The organism is Cognatiyoonia sp. IB215182 (assembly GCF_033963905.1).
Taxonomy (GTDB): domain Bacteria; phylum Pseudomonadota; class Alphaproteobacteria; order Rhodobacterales; family Rhodobacteraceae; genus Yoonia.
Genome location: NZ_JAXBMB010000003.1, coordinates 451,332 through 469,946, shown reverse-complemented (window position 1 = coordinate 469,946; position 18,615 = coordinate 451,332). Strand labels below are relative to the sequence as shown.

Below are 18,615 nucleotides of genomic sequence, written 5' to 3'. Positions count from 1 at the left end.
AAATCGCGTGCGGCGTAGCCGCGCATCTGGATCACACATGGCCGCACTGATCGACGTTATTCTGCCTGTCTTCCTTGTCATCGGCTTTGGCTACGTTGTGGTCTGGCGCGGGCTTTTCAGCGATGCGGGCGTTGACGGGCTGATGTCGTTCACCCAGAACTTCGCGATCCCCTGCCTTCTTTTTCGCGCGATCTCGACGCTGGATTTGCAGCAGAACTTCGATCTCGCCCTCCTGGGCAGCTTCTATATCGGCGCGCTGGCGGGGTTTGCGACCGGGGTCATCGGTGCACGCTATCTCTTCGGGCGCGGGTGGGAGGACAGCATTGCCATTGGATTTTGCTGTCTTTTCTCAAACTCCCTGCTGCTTGGCTTGCCCATTACTGAGCGCGCCTATGGCCCGTCAGCGCTTGAGGCCAACTACGCCATCATCGCGCTCCATTCGCCCTTCTGCTACGCGGTTGGGATCACCGCCATGGAGATCGTGCGCAACCGCGGCGCAAGCATGGCGGCCCTTCCGGGTAAGGTGCTGCGCGCAATGTTCCGCAATGCGCTGATCTTGGGGATCACGCTTGGCGCGGTGGTCAATCTGGGCGATGTGCCGGTTCCCGGCGTGGTCACCGACGCGCTCGACCTGATGGTGCGCGCGGCTTTGCCAGCGGCCCTGTTCGGCCTTGGCGGTGTCCTCTACCGCTACCGGCCCGAAGGCGACTTACGCACGATCCTCTTTGTCGTGGCGGTGTCGCTCATCCTGCATCCTGCGATTGTCTGGGTGCTTGCCGACGTCAACGCACTGTCGGTTGAGGCGACACGCTCGGCCATGCTGACCGCCGCCATGGCGCCAGGCATCAATACTTATGTCTTTGCTAATATGTATGGCAGCGCGCGACGCGTTGCTGCATCTTCTGTGCTCATGGGTACCGGGCTCTCGATCCTCACCGTCTGGCTATGGCTCGCGGTGTTGCCCTGAGGTTCATCAAATCTCCAGAAATTTGATTAGGTCGGCGACAGCCCCCGCAATCGCTCTGAGCGGCGGCGGAGCAGTTCCACTGTCGCGAGCAAGATGATCGAGACTGTTACAAGCACTGTGGCCGCGGCAAGGATTGTCGGGCTGATCTGTTCGCGCAGGCCGGTGAACATCTGCCAGGGCAAGGTTTTCTGCGCGGCGGCCCCGACAAACAGCACGACGACCACCTCATCAAACGACGTGATAAAGGCAAACAGCCCGCCAGAGATCACCCCAGGCAGGATGAGCGGCATCTGGATGCGAAAGAACGTCGTGGTCGGCGAGGCGCCCAGATTGGCCGCTGCGCGCGTGAGTGACCGGTCAAACCCCACAAGCGTCGCGGTGACAGTGATGATCACAAACGGAATGCCAAGCGCCGCATGGGCCAGAATGACCTTGATGTAACCGGTCAGCGATTTCGACATGCCTAGATTATCCTCCATCCACAGCCCCATCTGGCTGTAGAAAAAGAACATGCCCGTGGCCGAGATGATCAGTGGCACGATCATGGGCGAGATTAAGAGCGCCATGATCGCCCGCCGGAATGGCACATGGCTTTGCGACAGGCCAATCGCGGCCAGTGTGCCGAGAGAGACGGAGATGATCGTCGCAAAAGGTGCGATGATCAGCGAATTCTGCAGCGGCCGGATCCAGTCCTGATTGGTGAAGAAGTCGCGGTAGTGTTTGAGCGAATAGCCCTCAGGGTCGAGCGCTAGCATTTCAGGCGTGAACGTAAAGAAGTCCTGCGCGTTAAACGATAGCGGGATGATGATGATGATCGGGGCGACCAGAAAGAACAGGATCAGCCCGACAATCACCCGGAAACTGTAGTACCAAACGCGTTGACCGGTCGTCGCATAGGGGGGAAGTGCGCTCATCCGATCAGCCCCCCAGTTTCACATTGTCGATGCCGACGATCCGGTCATAGGCCCAATAGAGGATCAGCACAACCGCCAGCAGGATCGCGCCAAGCGCCGCCGCAAGCCCCCAGTTGAGCGATGTCGAGATGTGATAGGCGATCCGGTTCGAGATAAAGACACCGCGTGTCCCGCCCACGATCTCAGGCGTAATGTAATACCCGATGGCAAGGATGAAGACGAGGATGCAGCCCGCCCCGATCCCGGGAACAGATTGGGGGAAATAGACCCGCCAGAAGGCGGTCCAGTTCGTGGCTCCGAGCGACTTGGCCGCGCGCAGGTAGCTGGGCGGGATCGTTTTCATCACCGAATAGAGCGGCAGGATCATGAAGGGCAGCAGGATATGGGTCATCGCGATGATCGTCCCGGTCGCGTTATTGATCAGGGCCAGCCGGTTATCGTCAGCCACCAGCCCGATCCAGACCAGCGTGTCATTGATCACGCCTTGCTGTTGCAACAGCACTTTCCAGGCGGAGGTGCGTACCAGAAGCGAGGTCCAGAACGGCAGCAAGACCAGGATCATCAGGAGGTTCGCCTTACGTGCCGGCAGATTGGCCAGCATCCAGGCCACCGGATAACCAAGCAGCACACAGGCCAAAGTGATCGTCAGCGACATGACCAATGTGCGCCAGAAGAGGGTAAGGTAGATCCGCTCATTCTCGGGCTGCCAGACCGGGCCGTCAGGGGATTTCTGCAGATCGACGGCGTTCAGGAAATAGCCCGATGTGAAAGCCGGGCTGTAGGTCTGGATCGTCTGCCAGACCTCCACATCCAGCCAATCATCGTCGATATCTTCGAACGCAGCACGCACATCTTCGCGTTCGAAACTCTGCGCCTCGCGTGCGGCGTTGGACACCAGACCAACAAGAGGGCCGTCAATCTCAACCTGCGGATTTGCAGTCAGATCTTCATGCAGAGCAAGATAAACGATGTTCCACGGCTCTTCCTCGGACGGGCTGTCGCCATCAACATCGCGAATGGTTGCGGCGAAATCTGCATAGATCGCAGCGGTCTGTGGCAGCGCGTCACGCGCCTGCTCGCCCACGACAAAAGCAGGTTCAATACCCTCGCCATCCCATGCGGCCTGCTCGGCGATCCAATCAGGATCGGCCATGAGTGTGACCCAGGTTGCAGGTTCTTCCCATGCCTCATCCAGTGCGATGAATTGATCGGCATAGACCTCTCCAATGTCATCCACGCGCCGCCCGGATTTGCGGAAAAGCGATGAGATGCCAGAGGTTTCGTAGTTCAGGCGGCTGCCGAGGCGGGTATGCTTCTTTTCCTCAACGGCGATCATCAGATCCATAGCGAGCGCCCTGAACACCGTCTTGTCTGGCGCGTTTCCGGTATCCGCGTCCCAGTCAGCGACGGCATCAACCGTGCGGGGGATGGTATCGCCCACAATCTGGTTCTCGACGGAGCGAAACAGCATCTGCCCGATGGGAATGATGAAGGTGATCAGGATGAAGATAAGAAGCGGCGCGATCAGCATCAGCGCGCGCAGCTTTTGTCGCCGCAAAGCGCGGTTCAGGCTGGCCTTGAGCGGGCGGCCATCGGCGGCGAGCATCTGTTCGGCCACCGCCTACACCCCCTCGACGAGGACGATCATGCTGGTCGCATTCTCGCGCCTGATCCGTGCAACGTCTTGATATTCTTCTGAGTAATAGAGCGCTTTGGCGCTTTCAAAATCGGGGAATTCAAAGATCACATGCCGCGCGAATTCCGGACCTTCCGCATTCTCAGCCTCACCACCACGCACCAATGGTTTGCCACCTGCGGCTTCGATCAGGGGTGTGTCGCGGACGATGTATTCCTGATAGGCTTCGGGGTCGTTCACGGTGATGTGCCCGATGATATAGCCCTTTGGCATAGTGATGTTTCCTGTCGTCGGATGGCGCAAGGCGATACCTGCCTTGCGCCTTTTTCACTTACTGTGCGAGCCAGCTTTGGAACTTGGCGTCCAGATCGTCCCGGTAATCCGCCCACCATTCGTAGTTGTTGACGAATGTGTTCTCGGCATTGTTCGGGTTAGTTGGCATATGTGGCGCCATGTCGATCCCCAATGTCGCATGGGTGCTGACCAAAGGTGCGGAGGATGCCCGCGCGGGTCCGTAGGAGATATACTTGGCTTGATCGGCGAGGCGCTGCGTATCGGTCGCAAAACGCACGTAATCCAGCACGCGCGCCAGACGATCCTCTGACAGGCCCGTGGGGATGACCCAGCCATCAAGGTCGAACATCTGCCAGTTCCAGGCCATCTCGACCGGTTGGCCCTGCTCGGCAATCAGGCTGAACAGGCGACCGTTATAGGTGGAGCCCATAAAGATCTCACCATCAGCGAGAAGCTGTGGTGTTTCCGCGCCTGCGGTCCACCAGATTGTCTCGCTCTTGATGGTGTCGAGCTTGGCGAATGCCTGTGCCTGTCCTTCGTCCGTTTCCAGCACGTCATAAACGTCTTCATAAGCGACACCATCACACAAGAGCGCCCATTCCATATTCGCAATCGGGTTGCGGTTCAGCGCGCGTTTGCCGGGATAGGTCTCCAGATCGAAGACGTCACAGGCGCCTGTGGGTGGTTCAACCCCGGCAGGCACCATGTCAGTGCGGTAGCCGAATGTGGTCGAAAAGACGATCTGCGGGATGAAGCAGTCCGACACCAGCATGTCACCGAAATCGTCCGACGCGGATGAGCCATCATCGCCGGGGGCAAGGATTTCGTCGGGGTCGATCTCCATCGCGAGCCCCTCATCGCAGAGCCGGATCGCGTCGGCGGCTTCGACATCAACGAGGTCCCAGGTGATGTTGCCCGCCTCGTTCATCGCGCGCAGTTTGGCGACAGCCTCTGACGAGCTTTCGTCATTGATGATCGTGACGCCTGTCATCTCCATGTAGGGGTCGTGGTAAGCGGCCTGCTGTGAGGCGCTATAGGCGCCGCCCCAGCTGACGATTGTCATCTCATCGGCCATATGGCCATCGGCGATCGCGCCACTGGCGATCACCGTTAGCGCCGTTGTTGCCTGAAGTGTTTTGATCATTTTCATCACATTCTCCCGTTGTCATATGCCCGGTTGGTTTTGGTGGAGGCCACCTTTCGGGCGATGGTGGCCCCTTTGGTTCAGCCGCTACGCATCCAGCGCGCGGCAATCGGATGCCAGCCAGCCGATTTCGATCTGACTGCCCGGTTCCAGACGCACCTGATCAGGTGCGTTCCGTGTCTTGATCACAAAGTCATCATTCCCCGCCACCCGCAGACGCGTGCGGAAAATGTCCCCCATATAGATGAATTCCAGCACTTCTGCCTGCAACGTATGCGCGCCAGGCTTGAGGCGGGACTTGTTGAACTCCACACGCTCTGGCCGGATCGAGACCCGCGTCCGCTCCCCGGCTTGAGACACATTAACCGGCACCGCGTCGATAATGTCGCCACTATCGAGCTTCACGGTGCAGTTCTCCTCAGAAATCTCTTCCACAACGCCTTCGAGCGTGTTGTTTTCACCGATAAATTGCGCGACGAAGCTGTTCTGGGGCGTTTCGTAGAGTGCATCCGGTGGGGCAAGTTGTTGGATGCGTCCGTCGTCAAAAACCGCCACGCGGTCTGACATCGTCAGCGCCTCGGTCTGGTCATGGGTGACATAGACCACGGTGATCCCTAATTCATGCGCAAGGTTCGTGATCTCAAACTGCAGGCTTTCGCGCAGCTGCTTGTCAAGCGCGCCGAGCGGCTCGTCCATCAGCACCAATTCCGGCTCAAAAACCAGCGCGCGGGCCAGCGCGATGCGTTGTTGCTGACCACCCGAAAGCTGGGCCGGGCGGCGGCCCGCGAAATCCTGCATCTGCACCATACCCAGCGCGCGCATGATCTTCTCTTCGCGCAGGGCTTTGTCCATTTTGCGGACTTCGAGCGGGAATGAGAGGTTCTCGGCCACGCTCATATGCGGGAAGAGGGCGTAGTTCTGAAACACCATCCCGATCCCGCGTTTGTGCGGCGGGATATTGTTGATAGAGACGCCATCCAGCCGGATTTCCCCATGGGTCGCGGTCTCAAACCCTGCAAGCATCATCAGGCAGGTGGTTTTGCCCGACCCGGAGGGCCCAAGCATCGTCAGAAACTCACCCTTGGGCATGGAAAGGTTGAGGTCTTTGACGACCAGACTTTCGCCGTCATAGCTCTTCTGAACGCGTTCAAACTCAACAAATGCAGCATCATTGGCTGTCTGCAGCAAACCGATCTCCCCAAGAGCGCGTCCCGTCGGTGGCACTAAAACGGGCGCTCGCCAAATTTGCAATCGCAAACGCCGGTCTTTCTGCCGCACTTCTAATATCTTGCCCAAATTGCGGGCAGGTCTAGCTGCGCCAATATGACGTTTTTGCGAATGGTTATCATTCCTATTTACAGTTGCGAACGATTCTCATAAACGCATCTCCAGAAGCTGCAGCGCTCAACAAGGGGATATTTTGATGGCGACCTTCAGACTCGTGTTTGCGGCAGTGATGAGTATTGTGTTTGCGACAACCGCCTGGGCGCAGGATGATCGTTTCAAGGCGGTGACAACGTTTACGGTGATTGCGGATATGGCGCAGAGCGTGGCTGGCGATGCGGCAATCGTTGAAAGCATCACGCGGCCCGGTGCCGAGATACACGGCTATCAGCCAACGCCGCGCGATCTGATCCGCGCGCAGGACGCGGACCTGATCCTCTGGAACGGTCTGAACCTGGAATTGTGGTTCGAACAGTTCTTTGCCAACCTGTCGGATGTGCCAAGCGCAATCCTGACAGATGGTATTGACCCGATCAGCATTGCTTCTGGCGACTATACCGGCAAACCCAATCCACATGCATGGATGGGTCTGAACAATGCCCTGGTCTATATCGACAACATCCGCGATGCGTTTATCGTGCATGACCCGGATAATGCAGATATCTACACCGCCAATGCGGAAGCCTATAAGCAGGAGATCACTGATGCGATCGGTCCATTGCGCGAAACGATCCTCGCGGTTCCTGCCGACCAGCGCTGGCTTGTCACATGCGAGGGGGCGTTCAGCTATCTGATCCGCGACTTTGAGATGCAGGAACTCTATATCTGGCCCATGAACGCCGACCAGCAGGGCACACCGCAGCAAGTGCGCCGCGTGATCGATAGGGTGCGCGACAATGACATCTCGGCGGTGTTTTGCGAAAGCACCGTCTCACAAGCGCCCGCCGAACAGATCGCGCGGGAAACGGATGCAAGTTACGCCGGTGTCCTTTATGTGGACAGTTTGACAGAGGCGGATGGGCCGGTGCCGACCTATCTGGACCTCTTACGCGTCACGACGGAAACGATTGCGGCAGGTCTCACCGAATGAACCAAAGCCCCGGCATTGCTGCGCAGGATGTGACCGTTACTTACCGTAACGGTCACACTGCTTTGCACGATGCGACTTTTGATATCCCGACCGGGACGATCACCGCACTTGTGGGGGTCAATGGCGCAGGCAAATCGACCCTCTTCAAGGCGATCATGGGGTTTGTGCCTGCTGCCAAGGGCCAGATCTCGGTCCTGGGTTTGCCGGTGGCAGAGGCGTTGCGACGCAACATCGTCGCCTACGTGCCGCAATCCGAAGAGGTGGATTGGAGCTTTCCCGTACTGGTCGAAGACGTGGTGATGATGGGGCGCTACGGGCATATGGGCTTTTTCCGGCGGCCAAAATCGGCGGACCACAAGGCTGTGACAGATGCTTTGGACCGCGTGAACATGCTGGATTACCGCCATCGCCAAATTGGCGAACTGTCCGGCGGGCAGCGCAAGCGCGTCTTCCTCGCCCGCGCGCTGGCGCAAGAGGGGCAGGTGATCCTGCTGGATGAGCCCTTTACCGGCGTCGATGTAAAGACCGAAGAAGCGATCATCGCCTTGCTGCGTGAGATGCGGGAAGAGGGGCGCGTGATGCTCGTCTCAACCCATAACCTTGGCTCGGTGCCGGAGTTTTGTGACAGGACGATCCTGGTCAAACAGACCGTGCTCGCCTTTGGTGAGACTGCCGCGACCTTCACCCGCGAAAACCTCGAACTGGCCTTTGGCGGAGTGCTGCGCCATTTCGTGCTGGGCGGGTCCGATCTGCATGATGACGATGACAGCCGCGAGATCCGGGTGATCACCGATGACGAACGTCCCTTTGTGGTCTATGGCGAAGAGCAGGGGGCGCGCGGCGAATGAACACGCTGCTGGAGCCCTTTAGCTATGCCTACATGTTCAACGCGATGTGGGTCAGCGCGCTGGTGGGTGCGATTTGCGGGTTTCTATCGTCCTATCTGATGCTCAAGGGCTGGTCGCTGATTGGTGACGCGCTCAGCCACTCGATCGTGCCGGGCGTGGCTGGCGCCTATATGCTGGGTCTGCCCTTTGCGCTCGGCGCCTTTGCAGCAGGCGGGCTTGCGGCAGGGGCGATGCTGTTTCTCAACCAGCGCACGGGGTTGAAGGAGGATACGATCATTGGATTGATCTTCACCTCCTTTTTCGGGCTGGGCCTTTTCATGGTGTCGCTGTCGCCAACGTCGGTCAGTGTGCAGACCATCATGCTTGGCAATATCCTAGCCATCACACCGTCGGATACGCTGCAATTGGCGATCATCGGTTTTGTCACTTTGGCAATCCTTACAGCAAAGTGGAAGGACTTCATGGTCACCTTTTTTGACGAAAACCATGCGCGCTCAATTGGCCTGCGCCCCGACTTGCTGCGCGCGGTGTTCTTTACGTTGCTGGCGGCCTCCTGCGTGGCAGCGCTGCAAACCGTGGGCGCGTTTTTGGTCATCGCCATGGTGGTCACACCAGGCGCCACCGCCTATCTGCTGACCGACCGCTTCCCTCGGCTTCTAGTACTGAGCGTGGCATTGGGGACGGGAACCAGCTTTGTGGGCGCTTATCTGAGCTATTTTCTCGACGGTGCGACAGGGGGGATCATCGTGACCCTGCAGACCCTGCTGTTTCTGGCGGCGTTCTTCTTCGCGCCCAAACACGGATATCTTGCGGCGCGCCGAAGGTCCTCGGCTGCGGGGAGAGCCGTGTGATGGAAACGCTGCTCTTCCCGTTCCAGTTCGCGTTCATGAACAACGCATTTCTGATCATGGCCATCATTGCCGTGCCAACTAGTCTCCTATCCTGCTATCTGGTGTTGAAAGGCTGGTCGCTGATGGGTGATGCCATCAGCCACGCCGTGCTACCGGGCATTGTTCTGGCCTACATCCTGAACATTCCGCTGCTTATCGGGGCCTTTTGCGCAGGGATGTGCTGCGCACTCGCCACCGGTTTTCTGGCGGAGAACAGCCGCGTGAAACAGGACACGGTGATGGGTGTGGTGTTTTCAGGCATGTTTGGTCTGGGCCTGATCCTTTACACAAAGATCACCACGGATGTGCATCTTGACCACATCCTGTTTGGCAACATGCTGGGCGTGGATGGGGCGGATCTGTGGACCGCTGGTGGGATCGCCGCACTTGTCGCTGCAATAATTATTGCCAAACGTCGTGAGTTCACGCTGCACGCTTTTGATCCGGTGCAGGCGCGCGCGGTCGGACTCCGTGTCGGCTGGCTGCATTACGGGCTGCTGGCAATGATTTCATTGACGATTGTTGCCACTCTGTCGGCGGTTGGCATCATTCTGTCCATCGGGCTTTTGATTGCACCGGGCGCGATTGCCTTTCTGCTGACAAAACGGTTTGAGGTCATGTTGCCCCTCTCGGTGTTCATCACACTCTTGTCAGGCATTGCTGGGGTGTATCTGAGCTTTTTTCTCGACAGCGCACCGGCACCGACAATCATACTCGTGATGACCCTTCTGTTCATTGCGGCATTTGTGCGTGCCAATTTGCGCACGCGCAGCACAAAAGAATTCGCGTCAGATTACCATTGAAGAGCAATGCAGGCCGTGAAACCCTGCGCCGACAAGAACAGGGCAGGCGCGCTGAATGGGTGAAATCTGGGAAGGGCTGACAGCCGGGTTTTGGCTGGTGATCACGCTGGACGCGGATCTGGTCGAGATCACGTTGCGGTCGCTTTACGTGACGCTGACGGCTGTCGTGATTGGCTCGGCCATCGGTTTGCCGTTTGGCGCATTTCTGGCGATCCGGCGGTTTCGGCACAGGCGCGCAACGATTGCGGTGCTGAATGCGCTGATGGGGCTGCCCCCCGTTGTTGTGGGCCTGATTGTCTATCTTCTGCTATCACGGTCGGGGCCGTTTGGCGTGCTTGGCCTCCTTTTCACACCTACTGCGATGATTATCGCGCAGGTTATCATCATCACGCCTCTGATCGCCTCCATCGCCCATCAGGCGATCCGCGATTTGTGGGCGGAGTATCATGACCTGCTGATCTCGCTCTCCACGACCAAACGCCAGCGGATCAAGACCCTTCTATGGGACGGCAGACGCGCTTTGATCACCGCATCACTTGCCGGGTTTGGGCGCGGGATTGGCGAGGTGGGAGCGATCATGATCGTGGGCGGCAATATCGACAATGCCACCCGTGTGTTGACAACCGCGATCGCCCTGGAAACCGGCAAAGGAGACTTCGCCCTTGCTTTGGGTCTTGGCTTTGTCCTGATTGGCCTGGCCATTGCGGTGAACCTTACCATTCACACAATCGGCAAAACAGAGAGCGAGGGGAAATGGTAAGCTCCATTCTGCCCCTGACCGTCTCGCAAGCGCTAGTGCGCCGGAAGGGCAAAACACTGCTTGGTCCAGTGGATCTGGAGATTTCGGCGACCGGCTGCACCATTGTCATGGGCCCTAATGGGTCGGGCAAGACGACGCTCTTGCGTGTGCTCCATGGGTTGGAGAGGTTGTCGTCCGGTATAACAAGCTGGCAGGTTCCCGTGACGGATGCACGGACGCGCCAGGCCTTTGTGTTTCAGACGCCCATCATCATGCGCCGTTCGGTGCGCGAGAACCTCGCCTATCCGCTGATGGTGCATGGGATGGGGAAGGCAGGGGCGTATCAGACCGCGCAAAACTGGGCGGAAAGGGTCGGGCTTGCTGACGCGCTCGACAGGCCAGCACCTCAACTGTCTGGCGGGGAGCGGCAGAAACTGGCACTCGCCCGCGCCTTGATCCGCGCGCCCGAGATCGTGTTTCTGGATGAGCCCTGCGCCAATCTGGACGGCCGCGCGATCCGCGAAATTGAGGCGATCCTGAAAGAGGCGCAAGAGGGTGGCACGCGCATCGTCATGTCCACTCATGATGTCGGACAGGCCAAGCGCCTGGCAGACGATGTTGTCTTTCTGATGCATGGCCGTATCATCGAAGAGGGGCCAGCAGACCAGTTCTTTTCAGGCCCCTCAACGCCGCAAGCCACGGCGCTGCTACAGGGAGATATCGTAGAATGATACGGATTTTTGCGTTTGTTTTCATGTTTTTGGGATCGGGTGCTTGGGCCGAGAACCTGAAGCTTGCCGTCACAACCTCGTTTCATAATTCGGGCCTTTCGGACATCCTGCTGCCCGCGATCAAGGAAGACATTGATGTTGAGGTGCAATTGCTCGTGGTCGGCACCGGGCAGGCCCTGCGACTTGGTGAAGCGGGGGATGTGGACGCAATCCTTGTTCACTCGCGCGCCGCTGAGGATGCCTTTGTTGCGGCAGGCTACGGCACGCATCGGCGTGAGATCATGTACAATGACTTCGTCTTTATCGGCCCTGCGGATGATCCGGCGGGCATTGCCGAGGCGCCGAATGCGGCAGATGCGCTGACCCGCATTGCCGAGGCGCAGGTGGTCTTCGTCAGTCGTGGCGATGACAGCGGCACCCACAAGAAGGAGCTGTCACTGTGGGAGGCATCGGGCGCGTCGCGTGGCGGTGACTGGTATCGCCCCGTTGGTGCGGGCATGGGCGCGTCGCTCAATACCGCTGCCGGTATGGATGCTTACATCCTGGCAGACCGGGCAAGCTGGCTGAATTTCGGCAACAAGGCGGGGCTTGATCTCTTGTTCGCTGGCGATCCGGCGCTTTTCAACCAATACGCCTATATCCCCGTGAACCCGGAGCGGCATGCCCATGTCAAAGCTGATTTTGCCATCGCTTTGGAAGACTGGCTGACATCTGACCGCGCGAGGGAGTTGATCGATGGCTACACGATCAATGGTCAGACGCTGTTTACGTTCAACGCGGTGAACCCATCTTAAACCATAGGTCTGGACATGCAGCTCAGACCGGAATCAAGGCGAAGCCGCCGGTCTGATCGCCGAACCGACCCGACGGGTCGGCGATTTTGCCACTTTTGTCCGCAGTTCGTCAGGAAGATGTACATTGCTGCCATAAAGCGCTTTAGCTTGCTCGTCTGATCGCCAACCCCTCGGTCCGGCGATCAGACAGGCTACCGCCGCTTACTCATCCAGCGATCCATGGATCGCGAACTGGTCAAGCCCGGCTGATTGTGGCTCGATGATCCGGTAGCTTTCCTTGACGCCCGCATCCGTAAGGGCGCGGGTGACCATCAGCAATGTGTTGGGGTCCTGACCCGCGCAAAGCTCCGACATCTGGGCGATTTCATCGGCGGCGACACCGCTGGCCGCCGCGATGTCCGGCGCGCCATAATGGCTGACAAAATGCGCCGCCAGCGCGGCGGTCAGCGCCTCAACCTCATGGTCTTCGATTTTTGTGATGGCGGCAACAGAGACCCGCCCGAATGTCTCAAGCCCCAGCCAGCCATTGGTGAAGGCCTGTTTGGCCTTGCCGGTCAGATCGCCCTCAGACCAGTTCGAAAACTCGAACCCGCCCGAGATGCACCACTCGCCTGTGCGGGCGGGCGTGTGAAAGATATTCATGTCGCTTTCGTCGAAATGGATCGCACGGGCGAGGTAGCGGTCGGTCATGCTTGCTCCAACAGGGCGGTCAACGAGGTCAGTGTGGTGGTCTCACCCGATTTGCGCAACAGGCCGAAACGCTCATCAATGCCGATCTCATCAGCAGCGCGATGGAGCAGCCCTTCATACTCGGCATGTACGGGGCGGGGGCCGTCATCCGTCCAACGGTTGATCCAGACCAGCGTGTGTCGCGCCCAGCCTTCCAGCAACTGCGCGGCGCCCAGATCGCCGCAGCCTTCCTCATAAAGCGTTGTGACATCCGGCGTGTCGCCAGGGTTCTGCACGCTGTTGCGGATCGACACCTGCAAGCCGACGATCAGCCAGTCGGGGACGTTGTCCTTCTGCGGTGAGGAGGCTTTCACACTGAGCGCGCCACAAACCGCATCATTCACGCGGATCTTCCCGTTCCATTCCAGAAGCACGGCGATTTCAGGCGGCGCGACGGCACCCAGAGCATTCTGAAACCCAATCCCGCAAATCGGCAGCATGATCATCGCGTCGGCAAGCGGAACATCTGGGGCAAAGATCATCGCTGCGCGAAGGTCATCCGTACCAAGATTATAGACGATGGTGCCCGCATCACAGCCCACGGCGGCCATTTGCGCCGCAACATCCATCGGGTCATCCACCGTCGCCTGACCGGTCATCAAAGGCGGAAAACTGGGTGCGGTCATGCGTTCCCGTCAACAATCAATTGGCGGGCGACCGTGCGAAAGCTTTCTGCCTGGGGGCTTTCCGGCTTGGACACCACAACAGGCGCGCCGCCATCAGCGGCCAGACGAATATCCAGATGTAACGGCAGTTCTGCCAAGAGTGGCACGCCCATTTTCTCAGCCTCTGCCGCAACGCCACCATGGCCGAACGTGTGCTCCTCATGCCCACAGTTTGAGCAGATATGCGTGCTCATGTTTTCGATCAAACCGATGATCGGCGTTCCCAACTGATTGAACATGTCGATGCCCTTGCGTGCATCAATCAGGGCCACGTCCTGCGGCGTGGAAACGACGATGGCGCCGTCGACCGTGAATTTCTGGGTCAGCGTCATCTGCACATCACCGGTGCCGGGGGGCAGGTCGACGAGCAACACGTCCAGTGCACCCCATTGCACCTGGTTCATCATCTGCTGCAGCGCGCCCATCAGCATCGGCCCACGCCAGACGACGGCCTGATCATCGTTCTGCATCAGGCCGATGGACATCATTGTGACGCCATGATTGCGCATCGGCAAGATCGTCTTGCCATCGGGGGAGGCGGGGCGGCCAGAGACGCCCAGCATGCGCGGCTGCGACGGGCCGTAGACGTCGGCATCCAGTAACCCCACACGCCGCCCCTCTGCCGCCAAGGCGCAGGCGAGGTTGGCCGAGACCGTGGACTTGCCCACGCCGCCCTTGCCAGAGGCAATGGCGACGATCCTGTCCACGCCGGGGACCTTTTGCGGGCCCTTGGGCTCTGCGGCGCGTTGTGGTTTGAGATCGGGTGGTGCCGCTGGCGTGCTATGCGCTGTCATCACGGCAGAGACGCTGCCCATACCGGGCATGGCCTTCAATGCGGTTTCAGCTGCAGCCCGCACAGGCTCCATCTGATTTGCGACCGATGGGGCGACTTCGAAGACAAAGCGCACATTGCTGTCTTCGACCGACAGCGCCCGAACCAACCCGGCGGCCATGATATCGTCACCTGATGCAGGGTCTTTGATCGTCTTCAGGGTCGCGATGACCGCGTCACGGGTGATGGTCAATTCAGCTGTCCTGCCCGGTGATTGTGCCGGTGACGACATGTTCCAGTTCAAGATCAGGAATGCTCAGCACCACCTTGGCTTCAAACGATTTCCCCGCTTGTCCTTTTGCGCGCATCACCTCTTCGATCGCCTGTTGCGAGGTCACGCCAACCTGCTTGAGGAACTTGCGCATGGACATGTTGAAATCATCGCTCATCCTAGTGGTCCTTTCTGTCGGAAAAGTAGTCGTCAGTCGTGCGCACGCGGGGCCGCTCACCGCCCGCAAAGGGGTTGTTCTCGGAATGATACTGCGCCTGAATGCGGCAATTGTCGCACATCTGGATCATGCGCGCGGCCTCTGGGTTGGCGAACATCGCGTGGCTTCCGGCCAGCTTTTCGCTGATCTTTTCGATGGTCGATTTGACGCCGAAAAGGGCACCGCATTCGACGCAGGCGAAGGGCTCTTCCTCGTTGAGGACAATTTGTGTCAGTGCGGCATCCGTCAGGTTCAGCCGCGGCTCTAACGTGATCGCGTTTTCCGGGCAGACATTGCTGCACAGCCCGCATTGCAGGCATGCATCTTCCTGAAAGCGCAGCTGTGGCAGGTCCTCATTATCCGCCAGCGCGCCTGACGGGCAAAGTGACACACAGGCCAGGCACAATGTGCAGGCTTCCGTATCCACAAGGACCGCTCCATAAGGTGCCGTTTCGGGCAACGGGATCAGATCGTCTGATCGCAAGGTTTTGGCTGCTGTACGCGCCACTTGTCGCCGTGTTCCAATCGGCAGAATGGGCGTCGCGATATCGGGGGCTTCCGACGCGTCATAGAGCGTTTCGGTCAGCGTGTCAGGGTCGGCTGGGTCGAGAAATGCCACGTCACGCCCGGCAATTACGCTGGCCAGTTCCGCCTCGCGCGTCAGCGTATCGCGACCAGAGGTCGGCGCGAGGATCAGACTGACTGCACCGAAACCGGCCCCGAATGCGGCCAGCATCTCGGCATGGCCGAAGCTGGCGAGCGCCTCCACCGATAGCGGAATAACATCGGCAGGCAGGCCACGCCCGTAACGCGCGGCGAGGCGGATCATCTCGGCCCCGTGGCTTGCTTCATGGACCAGCAGCCTTGGATTTTGCCCGCCTGCCTTGCGATAGGTGCTGGCAAGTGTTTGCAGGCGGCGGAACACATCGTCTGTCGGCGGCGCGTCATAGCTGATCGCACCGGACGGGCAGAGTGATGCGCAGGCCCCGCACCCCGCGCAGATCATCGGATCAACGCTGACGTAGTCGCCAGCAGACGTGATGGCGCCGGTGGGGCAGGCGTCCAGACAATTCGAACAGGCAGGCTTTCCGGCGCGGGAATGTGCGCACAAAGCCGGTTCCATCCGCACGTAAAGCGGCTTTTCAAAGGTTCCGATCATTTGGGCCGCGTCAAAAACAGCGCGTGCAACAGAGGGTGCATGCTTTGGATCAGCGCGCAGATACCCGTCCCGCTTTTCCGGGGCGGGGAACAAAGGTGGCTTTCCGGAGAGATCAAGCAGGATATCGCAAGTTGATCGCGCGCCATCCTTTGGTTGCGTGAACTGCACTTGCCCCCGTCCACCTGGGACGATCTCTTGCAAAGCGTCAAAGCGTAGGTCGAATTGACCCAGGCTGCCCTTGGCGCCCCTTAGATCTCCTTTGATAATGTCGAAATTCTGTGGTGGCTCGGTTGGCGTTTCGCCGGTGATGAGCACCGTGACGCTTAACACTTCAGAGAGTTGGGCAGCGGCCGCCAAGCACACATCGTCTTGCCCAAAAATCAGGCATGTTCCGTGCGATATTACGTCGCGGACCTTGGGCGCTGGCGTGGGCAAAAGCGCTTCTGCTGCAAGTGCAGCCATCTTGGGGCTTTTTGACGCAGTGTCATCTGACCAGCCGGCCCTGTCTCGCAAATCAACAAAAGCAGGCATATCTAATTGGATTTCTTGCGCAAGTTCCTCAAAGATGTGCCGTTGCTGCTGGCATGCGATGACAACGTCGCCCCCGCGAAGATACGCCTCTGCCTTGTCGATTTCGCGTGTGCACAATGCGGTATGCACCGCACTGCATTCCAATCCGGTTGTGGCTTCGATTGTTGCAGCGTCAATGGATAGCGTTCCGGAACAATCACATAAAATCAAACGTTTGCCTGCGTTGCGCTGGCCTGTCATTGATTGTCCTCCCCGGTTTTGCGTTGCCGCAACGCGGTCAGACTATCCATAGATCAAAGTGTGGGCAAACGGGAAAACGGGTGACCCGCGTGCTGCGTTGCAGAAAAGAACGTTCTAAAAAAGTGCTTTTTTTGATCACTTTTTTGGTCCAGCATGTCGACAGCCGTATACATCACACTAGGGAGGGGTGGTGGTCCGCAATCCGCACCAATACCAATCGATGCCGCTGGGAATTGTTCTGCGTCGGTCACCGGGTGTGACGGCATGGGCTAAATGGTCTTGGCGCGTGGCGGATGTTTTGCCTGGTGCAGCCCCGGCTTCTTGGAAAACGATCCGCGAAGCTGGTGATGTCCGGGATTACCAAGTGGCCACGGTACCCTTGGAAATGCACGGCGCGGAATGTGAGGCCTATCGCACCGGTTTGGCAGATGCTGTGCCGTCCATATACGTCGTTTTGCGTAAAAACGATGATGCTGAACACCCCTTTGATGTGTTGCTGGCGACCGCATCCCCCTACGAGGGGCAGGATTACGCCGACAATGGCGAGGATGTGGTTGAGAAGGTGCCGATGCCTGCCGGGCTGATTGCCTGGGTAAATGACTTCACCGAGCGGTTTTACGAGGAAGAGACCTTCGTCAAACGGCGTCGCGACAAGAAACGTGTCGATATAGTTGAAGATGGCATTGGCGACGCCCGTATATCCCAGATCAGCGATGTGTACCGCGCGCCCAGACGCAAGGAGCCTGCCGCGTGACGGAGACGGGGCTGGATTTCTGGTCGCGCCGTAAGGCGAAAGTTGCCGAAGAGGCTCTTGCCGAGGCAGAGCAACCGGCAGAACCAACTGCTGAGCTAAGCGATGAAGAGGTGCTGGCCGCGCTTGATCTGCCTGATCCTGACACTCTTGAGCTTGGTGATGACATCAAGGGTTTTATGGCCAAGGCTGTGCCGGATCATCTGCGCCGAAAAGCATTGCGGCGGCTTTGGCGCCTGAATCCAACTCTCGCCAACGTGGACGGGCTTGTGGATTACGGCGAGGATTTCACCGACAGTGCGACGGTGATCGAAGGCATGCAAACCGCCTATCAGGTCGGCAAGGGTATGTTTGCACATGTGCAGGAAATGGCGCGCCAGGCAGAGGCTTTGGCCGAAGAGCTCACCGACGAGGAAGAGGACGCGCCAGAGGTTGAGGATACGACAAAGGTCGTAGTTGCCGCTGCCGAGGAACCGGTTGAAATTGAGGAAGAGGCCCAGCCAGAACCGCGCCGTCGGATGCGGTTCAGCTATGGAAGCGAGACGATGCCAGCATGAGTGTTGCCGAAGACATGAACACCATCGCGCAAGAAGATCGGCTGCGCGCCGATCTTTACAACTTTTTGGGGCTTCTGCTGTCCGGGCCGCCAGATGAGTTGGTTCTGTCGCAAACCGCCGGTCTCAGCGGGGATGACACAAAGCTAGGTCAGGCCATCACCCAACTCGCTAATGTGGCCCAGGTTAGCCAGCCAAAGACGGTGACACGTGAGTTCAATGCGCTGTTTATCGGGTTGGGTCGCGGAGAGCTATTGCCCTTCGCCAGCTACTATCTGACCGGGTTCCTCAACGAAAAGCCTTTGGCGGTTCTGCGTGGTGACATGGCCGCCAACGGCATCGCCCGTGCCGCGAATGTCTATGAGCCGGAAGACAACATCGCCTCATTGATGGAGATGATGGGCGGGCTGATCGTCGGGCGGTTTGCGGGCGGGCCTGCGGACCTCGCCACGCAAAAAGCCTTCTTTAACAAGCATATCGGCCCTTGGGCCGGGCATTTCTTCAGCGATCTGGAGGCAGCCAAGAACTCGGTTCTGTACGCCTCTGTCGGCGCTGTGGGCCGCGAGTTTATGGAAATCGAGCGCGAAGCGTTTCGGATGATTGCGGAGTGATCCGCACAACACAGGCGGTCGCGTCCGCCAAAACGAAAGGG

General features: G+C 58.8%; 21 protein-coding genes. 11 read left to right on the top strand and 10 right to left on the bottom strand.

Annotation, left to right across the window (positions count from 1 at the left end; translation table 11 throughout):
• The first annotated feature begins 37 nt into the window (after nucleotides 1–37).
• Nucleotides 38–967 carry an AEC family transporter gene (locus tag SLH47_RS08645; RefSeq protein ID WP_320239068.1) on the top strand — a complete coding sequence of 310 codons (930 nt, stop codon included), beginning with the start codon at nucleotides 38–40 and terminating at the stop codon, nucleotides 965–967.
• Nucleotides 968–993: 26 nt separating this feature from the next.
• On the opposite strand, the gene SLH47_RS08640 is transcribed toward SLH47_RS08645, so the two are convergent.
• From SLH47_RS08640 to SLH47_RS08620, 5 genes are all read right to left on the bottom strand, one after another.
• A complete protein-coding gene (locus SLH47_RS08640; RefSeq protein WP_320239067.1) occupies nucleotides 994–1,881 on the bottom strand; it encodes an ABC transporter permease in 888 nt (295 codons plus the stop codon).
• A 4-nt stretch (nucleotides 1,882–1,885) separates the two neighbouring features.
• Nucleotides 1,886–3,487 (bottom strand): ABC transporter permease, encoded by a 1,602-nt coding sequence (locus tag SLH47_RS08635; RefSeq protein ID WP_320239095.1) that lies wholly within the window; start codon nucleotides 3,485–3,487, stop codon nucleotides 1,886–1,888.
• 15 nt (nucleotides 3,488–3,502) lie between these two features.
• Nucleotides 3,503–3,790, bottom strand: coding sequence for a DUF1330 domain-containing protein (locus SLH47_RS08630; RefSeq protein WP_320239066.1), 288 nt, complete (start codon nucleotides 3,788–3,790; stop codon nucleotides 3,503–3,505).
• Between the two features lie 58 nt (nucleotides 3,791–3,848).
• The gene (locus SLH47_RS08625) at nucleotides 3,849–4,961 is read right to left on the bottom strand and encodes an extracellular solute-binding protein (RefSeq protein WP_320239065.1); all 1,113 of its coding nucleotides are present in this window, start codon (nucleotides 4,959–4,961) and stop codon (nucleotides 3,849–3,851) included.
• Between the two features lie 81 nt (nucleotides 4,962–5,042).
• Complete coding sequence (locus SLH47_RS08620) at nucleotides 5,043–6,143, bottom strand: ABC transporter ATP-binding protein (RefSeq protein WP_320239064.1); 1,101 nt, start codon at nucleotides 6,141–6,143, stop codon at nucleotides 5,043–5,045.
• A gap of 235 nt (nucleotides 6,144–6,378) precedes the next feature.
• Between SLH47_RS08620 and SLH47_RS08615 the strand changes: the two genes are divergently transcribed.
• From SLH47_RS08615 to SLH47_RS08585, 7 genes are read left to right on the top strand one after another with little or no spacing between them, the layout of a single operon-like run.
• Nucleotides 6,379–7,269, top strand: a complete 891-nt coding sequence (locus SLH47_RS08615; protein WP_413785631.1) for a metal ABC transporter substrate-binding protein — start codon at nucleotides 6,379–6,381, stop codon at nucleotides 7,267–7,269.
• Nucleotides 7,266–8,117: a manganese/iron ABC transporter ATP-binding protein gene (locus tag SLH47_RS08610; RefSeq protein ID WP_320239063.1), complete on the top strand. Its 852-nt coding sequence runs from the start codon at nucleotides 7,266–7,268 to the stop codon at nucleotides 8,115–8,117. The genes SLH47_RS08615 and SLH47_RS08610 overlap by 4 nt, the downstream gene beginning before the upstream one ends.
• On the top strand, nucleotides 8,114–8,968 hold the full coding sequence (locus SLH47_RS08605) for a metal ABC transporter permease (protein WP_320239062.1): 855 nt from the start codon (nucleotides 8,114–8,116) through the stop codon (nucleotides 8,966–8,968). Before SLH47_RS08610 ends, SLH47_RS08605 begins: the two co-directional genes overlap by 4 nt.
• Nucleotides 8,968–9,810, top strand: coding sequence for a metal ABC transporter permease (locus SLH47_RS08600; RefSeq protein ID WP_320239061.1), 843 nt, complete (start codon nucleotides 8,968–8,970; stop codon nucleotides 9,808–9,810). Before SLH47_RS08605 ends, SLH47_RS08600 begins: the two co-directional genes overlap by 1 nt.
• Nucleotides 9,811–9,865: 55 nt before the next feature.
• On the top strand, nucleotides 9,866–10,570 hold the full coding sequence (locus tag SLH47_RS08595; RefSeq protein ID WP_320239060.1) for an ABC transporter permease: 705 nt from the start codon (nucleotides 9,866–9,868) through the stop codon (nucleotides 10,568–10,570).
• Entirely contained in the window at nucleotides 10,564–11,280 is a 717-nt protein-coding gene (locus SLH47_RS08590; protein ID WP_320239059.1) for an ATP-binding cassette domain-containing protein, read from the top strand. The genes SLH47_RS08595 and SLH47_RS08590 overlap by 7 nt, the downstream gene beginning before the upstream one ends.
• Nucleotides 11,277–12,074, top strand: coding sequence for a substrate-binding domain-containing protein (locus tag SLH47_RS08585; RefSeq protein ID WP_320239058.1), 798 nt, complete (start codon nucleotides 11,277–11,279; stop codon nucleotides 12,072–12,074). The genes SLH47_RS08590 and SLH47_RS08585 overlap by 4 nt, the downstream gene beginning before the upstream one ends.
• 201 nt (nucleotides 12,075–12,275) lie before the next feature.
• Here the strand turns inward: SLH47_RS08585 and SLH47_RS08580 are convergent, their stop codons facing one another.
• Genes SLH47_RS08580 through SLH47_RS08560 form a run of 5 tightly spaced genes read right to left on the bottom strand, consistent with a single transcriptional unit; the run spans nucleotide 12,276 to nucleotide 16,658 of the window.
• Nucleotides 12,276–12,764 (bottom strand): DUF6505 family protein, encoded by a 489-nt coding sequence (locus tag SLH47_RS08580; protein ID WP_320239057.1) that lies wholly within the window; start codon nucleotides 12,762–12,764, stop codon nucleotides 12,276–12,278.
• Nucleotides 12,761–13,429, bottom strand: a complete 669-nt coding sequence (locus tag SLH47_RS08575) for a biotin/lipoate--protein ligase family protein (protein ID WP_320239056.1) — start codon at nucleotides 13,427–13,429, stop codon at nucleotides 12,761–12,763. The genes SLH47_RS08580 and SLH47_RS08575 overlap by 4 nt, the downstream gene beginning before the upstream one ends.
• Nucleotides 13,426–14,493: an Mrp/NBP35 family ATP-binding protein gene (locus SLH47_RS08570; RefSeq protein ID WP_320239055.1), complete on the bottom strand. Its 1,068-nt coding sequence runs from the start codon at nucleotides 14,491–14,493 to the stop codon at nucleotides 13,426–13,428. The genes SLH47_RS08575 and SLH47_RS08570 overlap by 4 nt, the downstream gene beginning before the upstream one ends.
• Nucleotide 14,494: 1 nt before the next feature.
• Nucleotides 14,495–14,689, bottom strand: coding sequence for a DUF6494 family protein (locus SLH47_RS08565; RefSeq protein WP_320239054.1), 195 nt, complete (start codon nucleotides 14,687–14,689; stop codon nucleotides 14,495–14,497).
• Nucleotide 14,690: 1 nt separating this feature from the next.
• On the bottom strand, nucleotides 14,691–16,658 hold the full coding sequence (locus tag SLH47_RS08560) for a 4Fe-4S binding protein (RefSeq protein ID WP_320239053.1): 1,968 nt from the start codon (nucleotides 16,656–16,658) through the stop codon (nucleotides 14,691–14,693).
• A gap of 190 nt (nucleotides 16,659–16,848) precedes the next feature.
• Between SLH47_RS08560 and SLH47_RS08555 the strand changes: the two genes are divergently transcribed.
• From SLH47_RS08555 to SLH47_RS08545, 3 genes are read left to right on the top strand one after another with little or no spacing between them, the layout of a single operon-like run.
• Nucleotides 16,849–17,412 carry a DUF3305 domain-containing protein gene (locus SLH47_RS08555; protein WP_320239052.1) on the top strand — a complete coding sequence of 188 codons (564 nt, stop codon included), beginning with the start codon at nucleotides 16,849–16,851 and terminating at the stop codon, nucleotides 17,410–17,412.
• Nucleotides 17,409–17,966: a DUF3306 domain-containing protein gene (locus SLH47_RS08550; RefSeq protein WP_320239051.1), complete on the top strand. Its 558-nt coding sequence runs from the start codon at nucleotides 17,409–17,411 to the stop codon at nucleotides 17,964–17,966. Before SLH47_RS08555 ends, SLH47_RS08550 begins: the two co-directional genes overlap by 4 nt.
• On the top strand, nucleotides 17,963–18,574 hold the full coding sequence (locus tag SLH47_RS08545) for a molecular chaperone TorD family protein (protein WP_320239050.1): 612 nt from the start codon (nucleotides 17,963–17,965) through the stop codon (nucleotides 18,572–18,574). Before SLH47_RS08550 ends, SLH47_RS08545 begins: the two co-directional genes overlap by 4 nt.
• The last annotated feature ends 41 nt before the right edge of the window (nucleotides 18,575–18,615 follow it).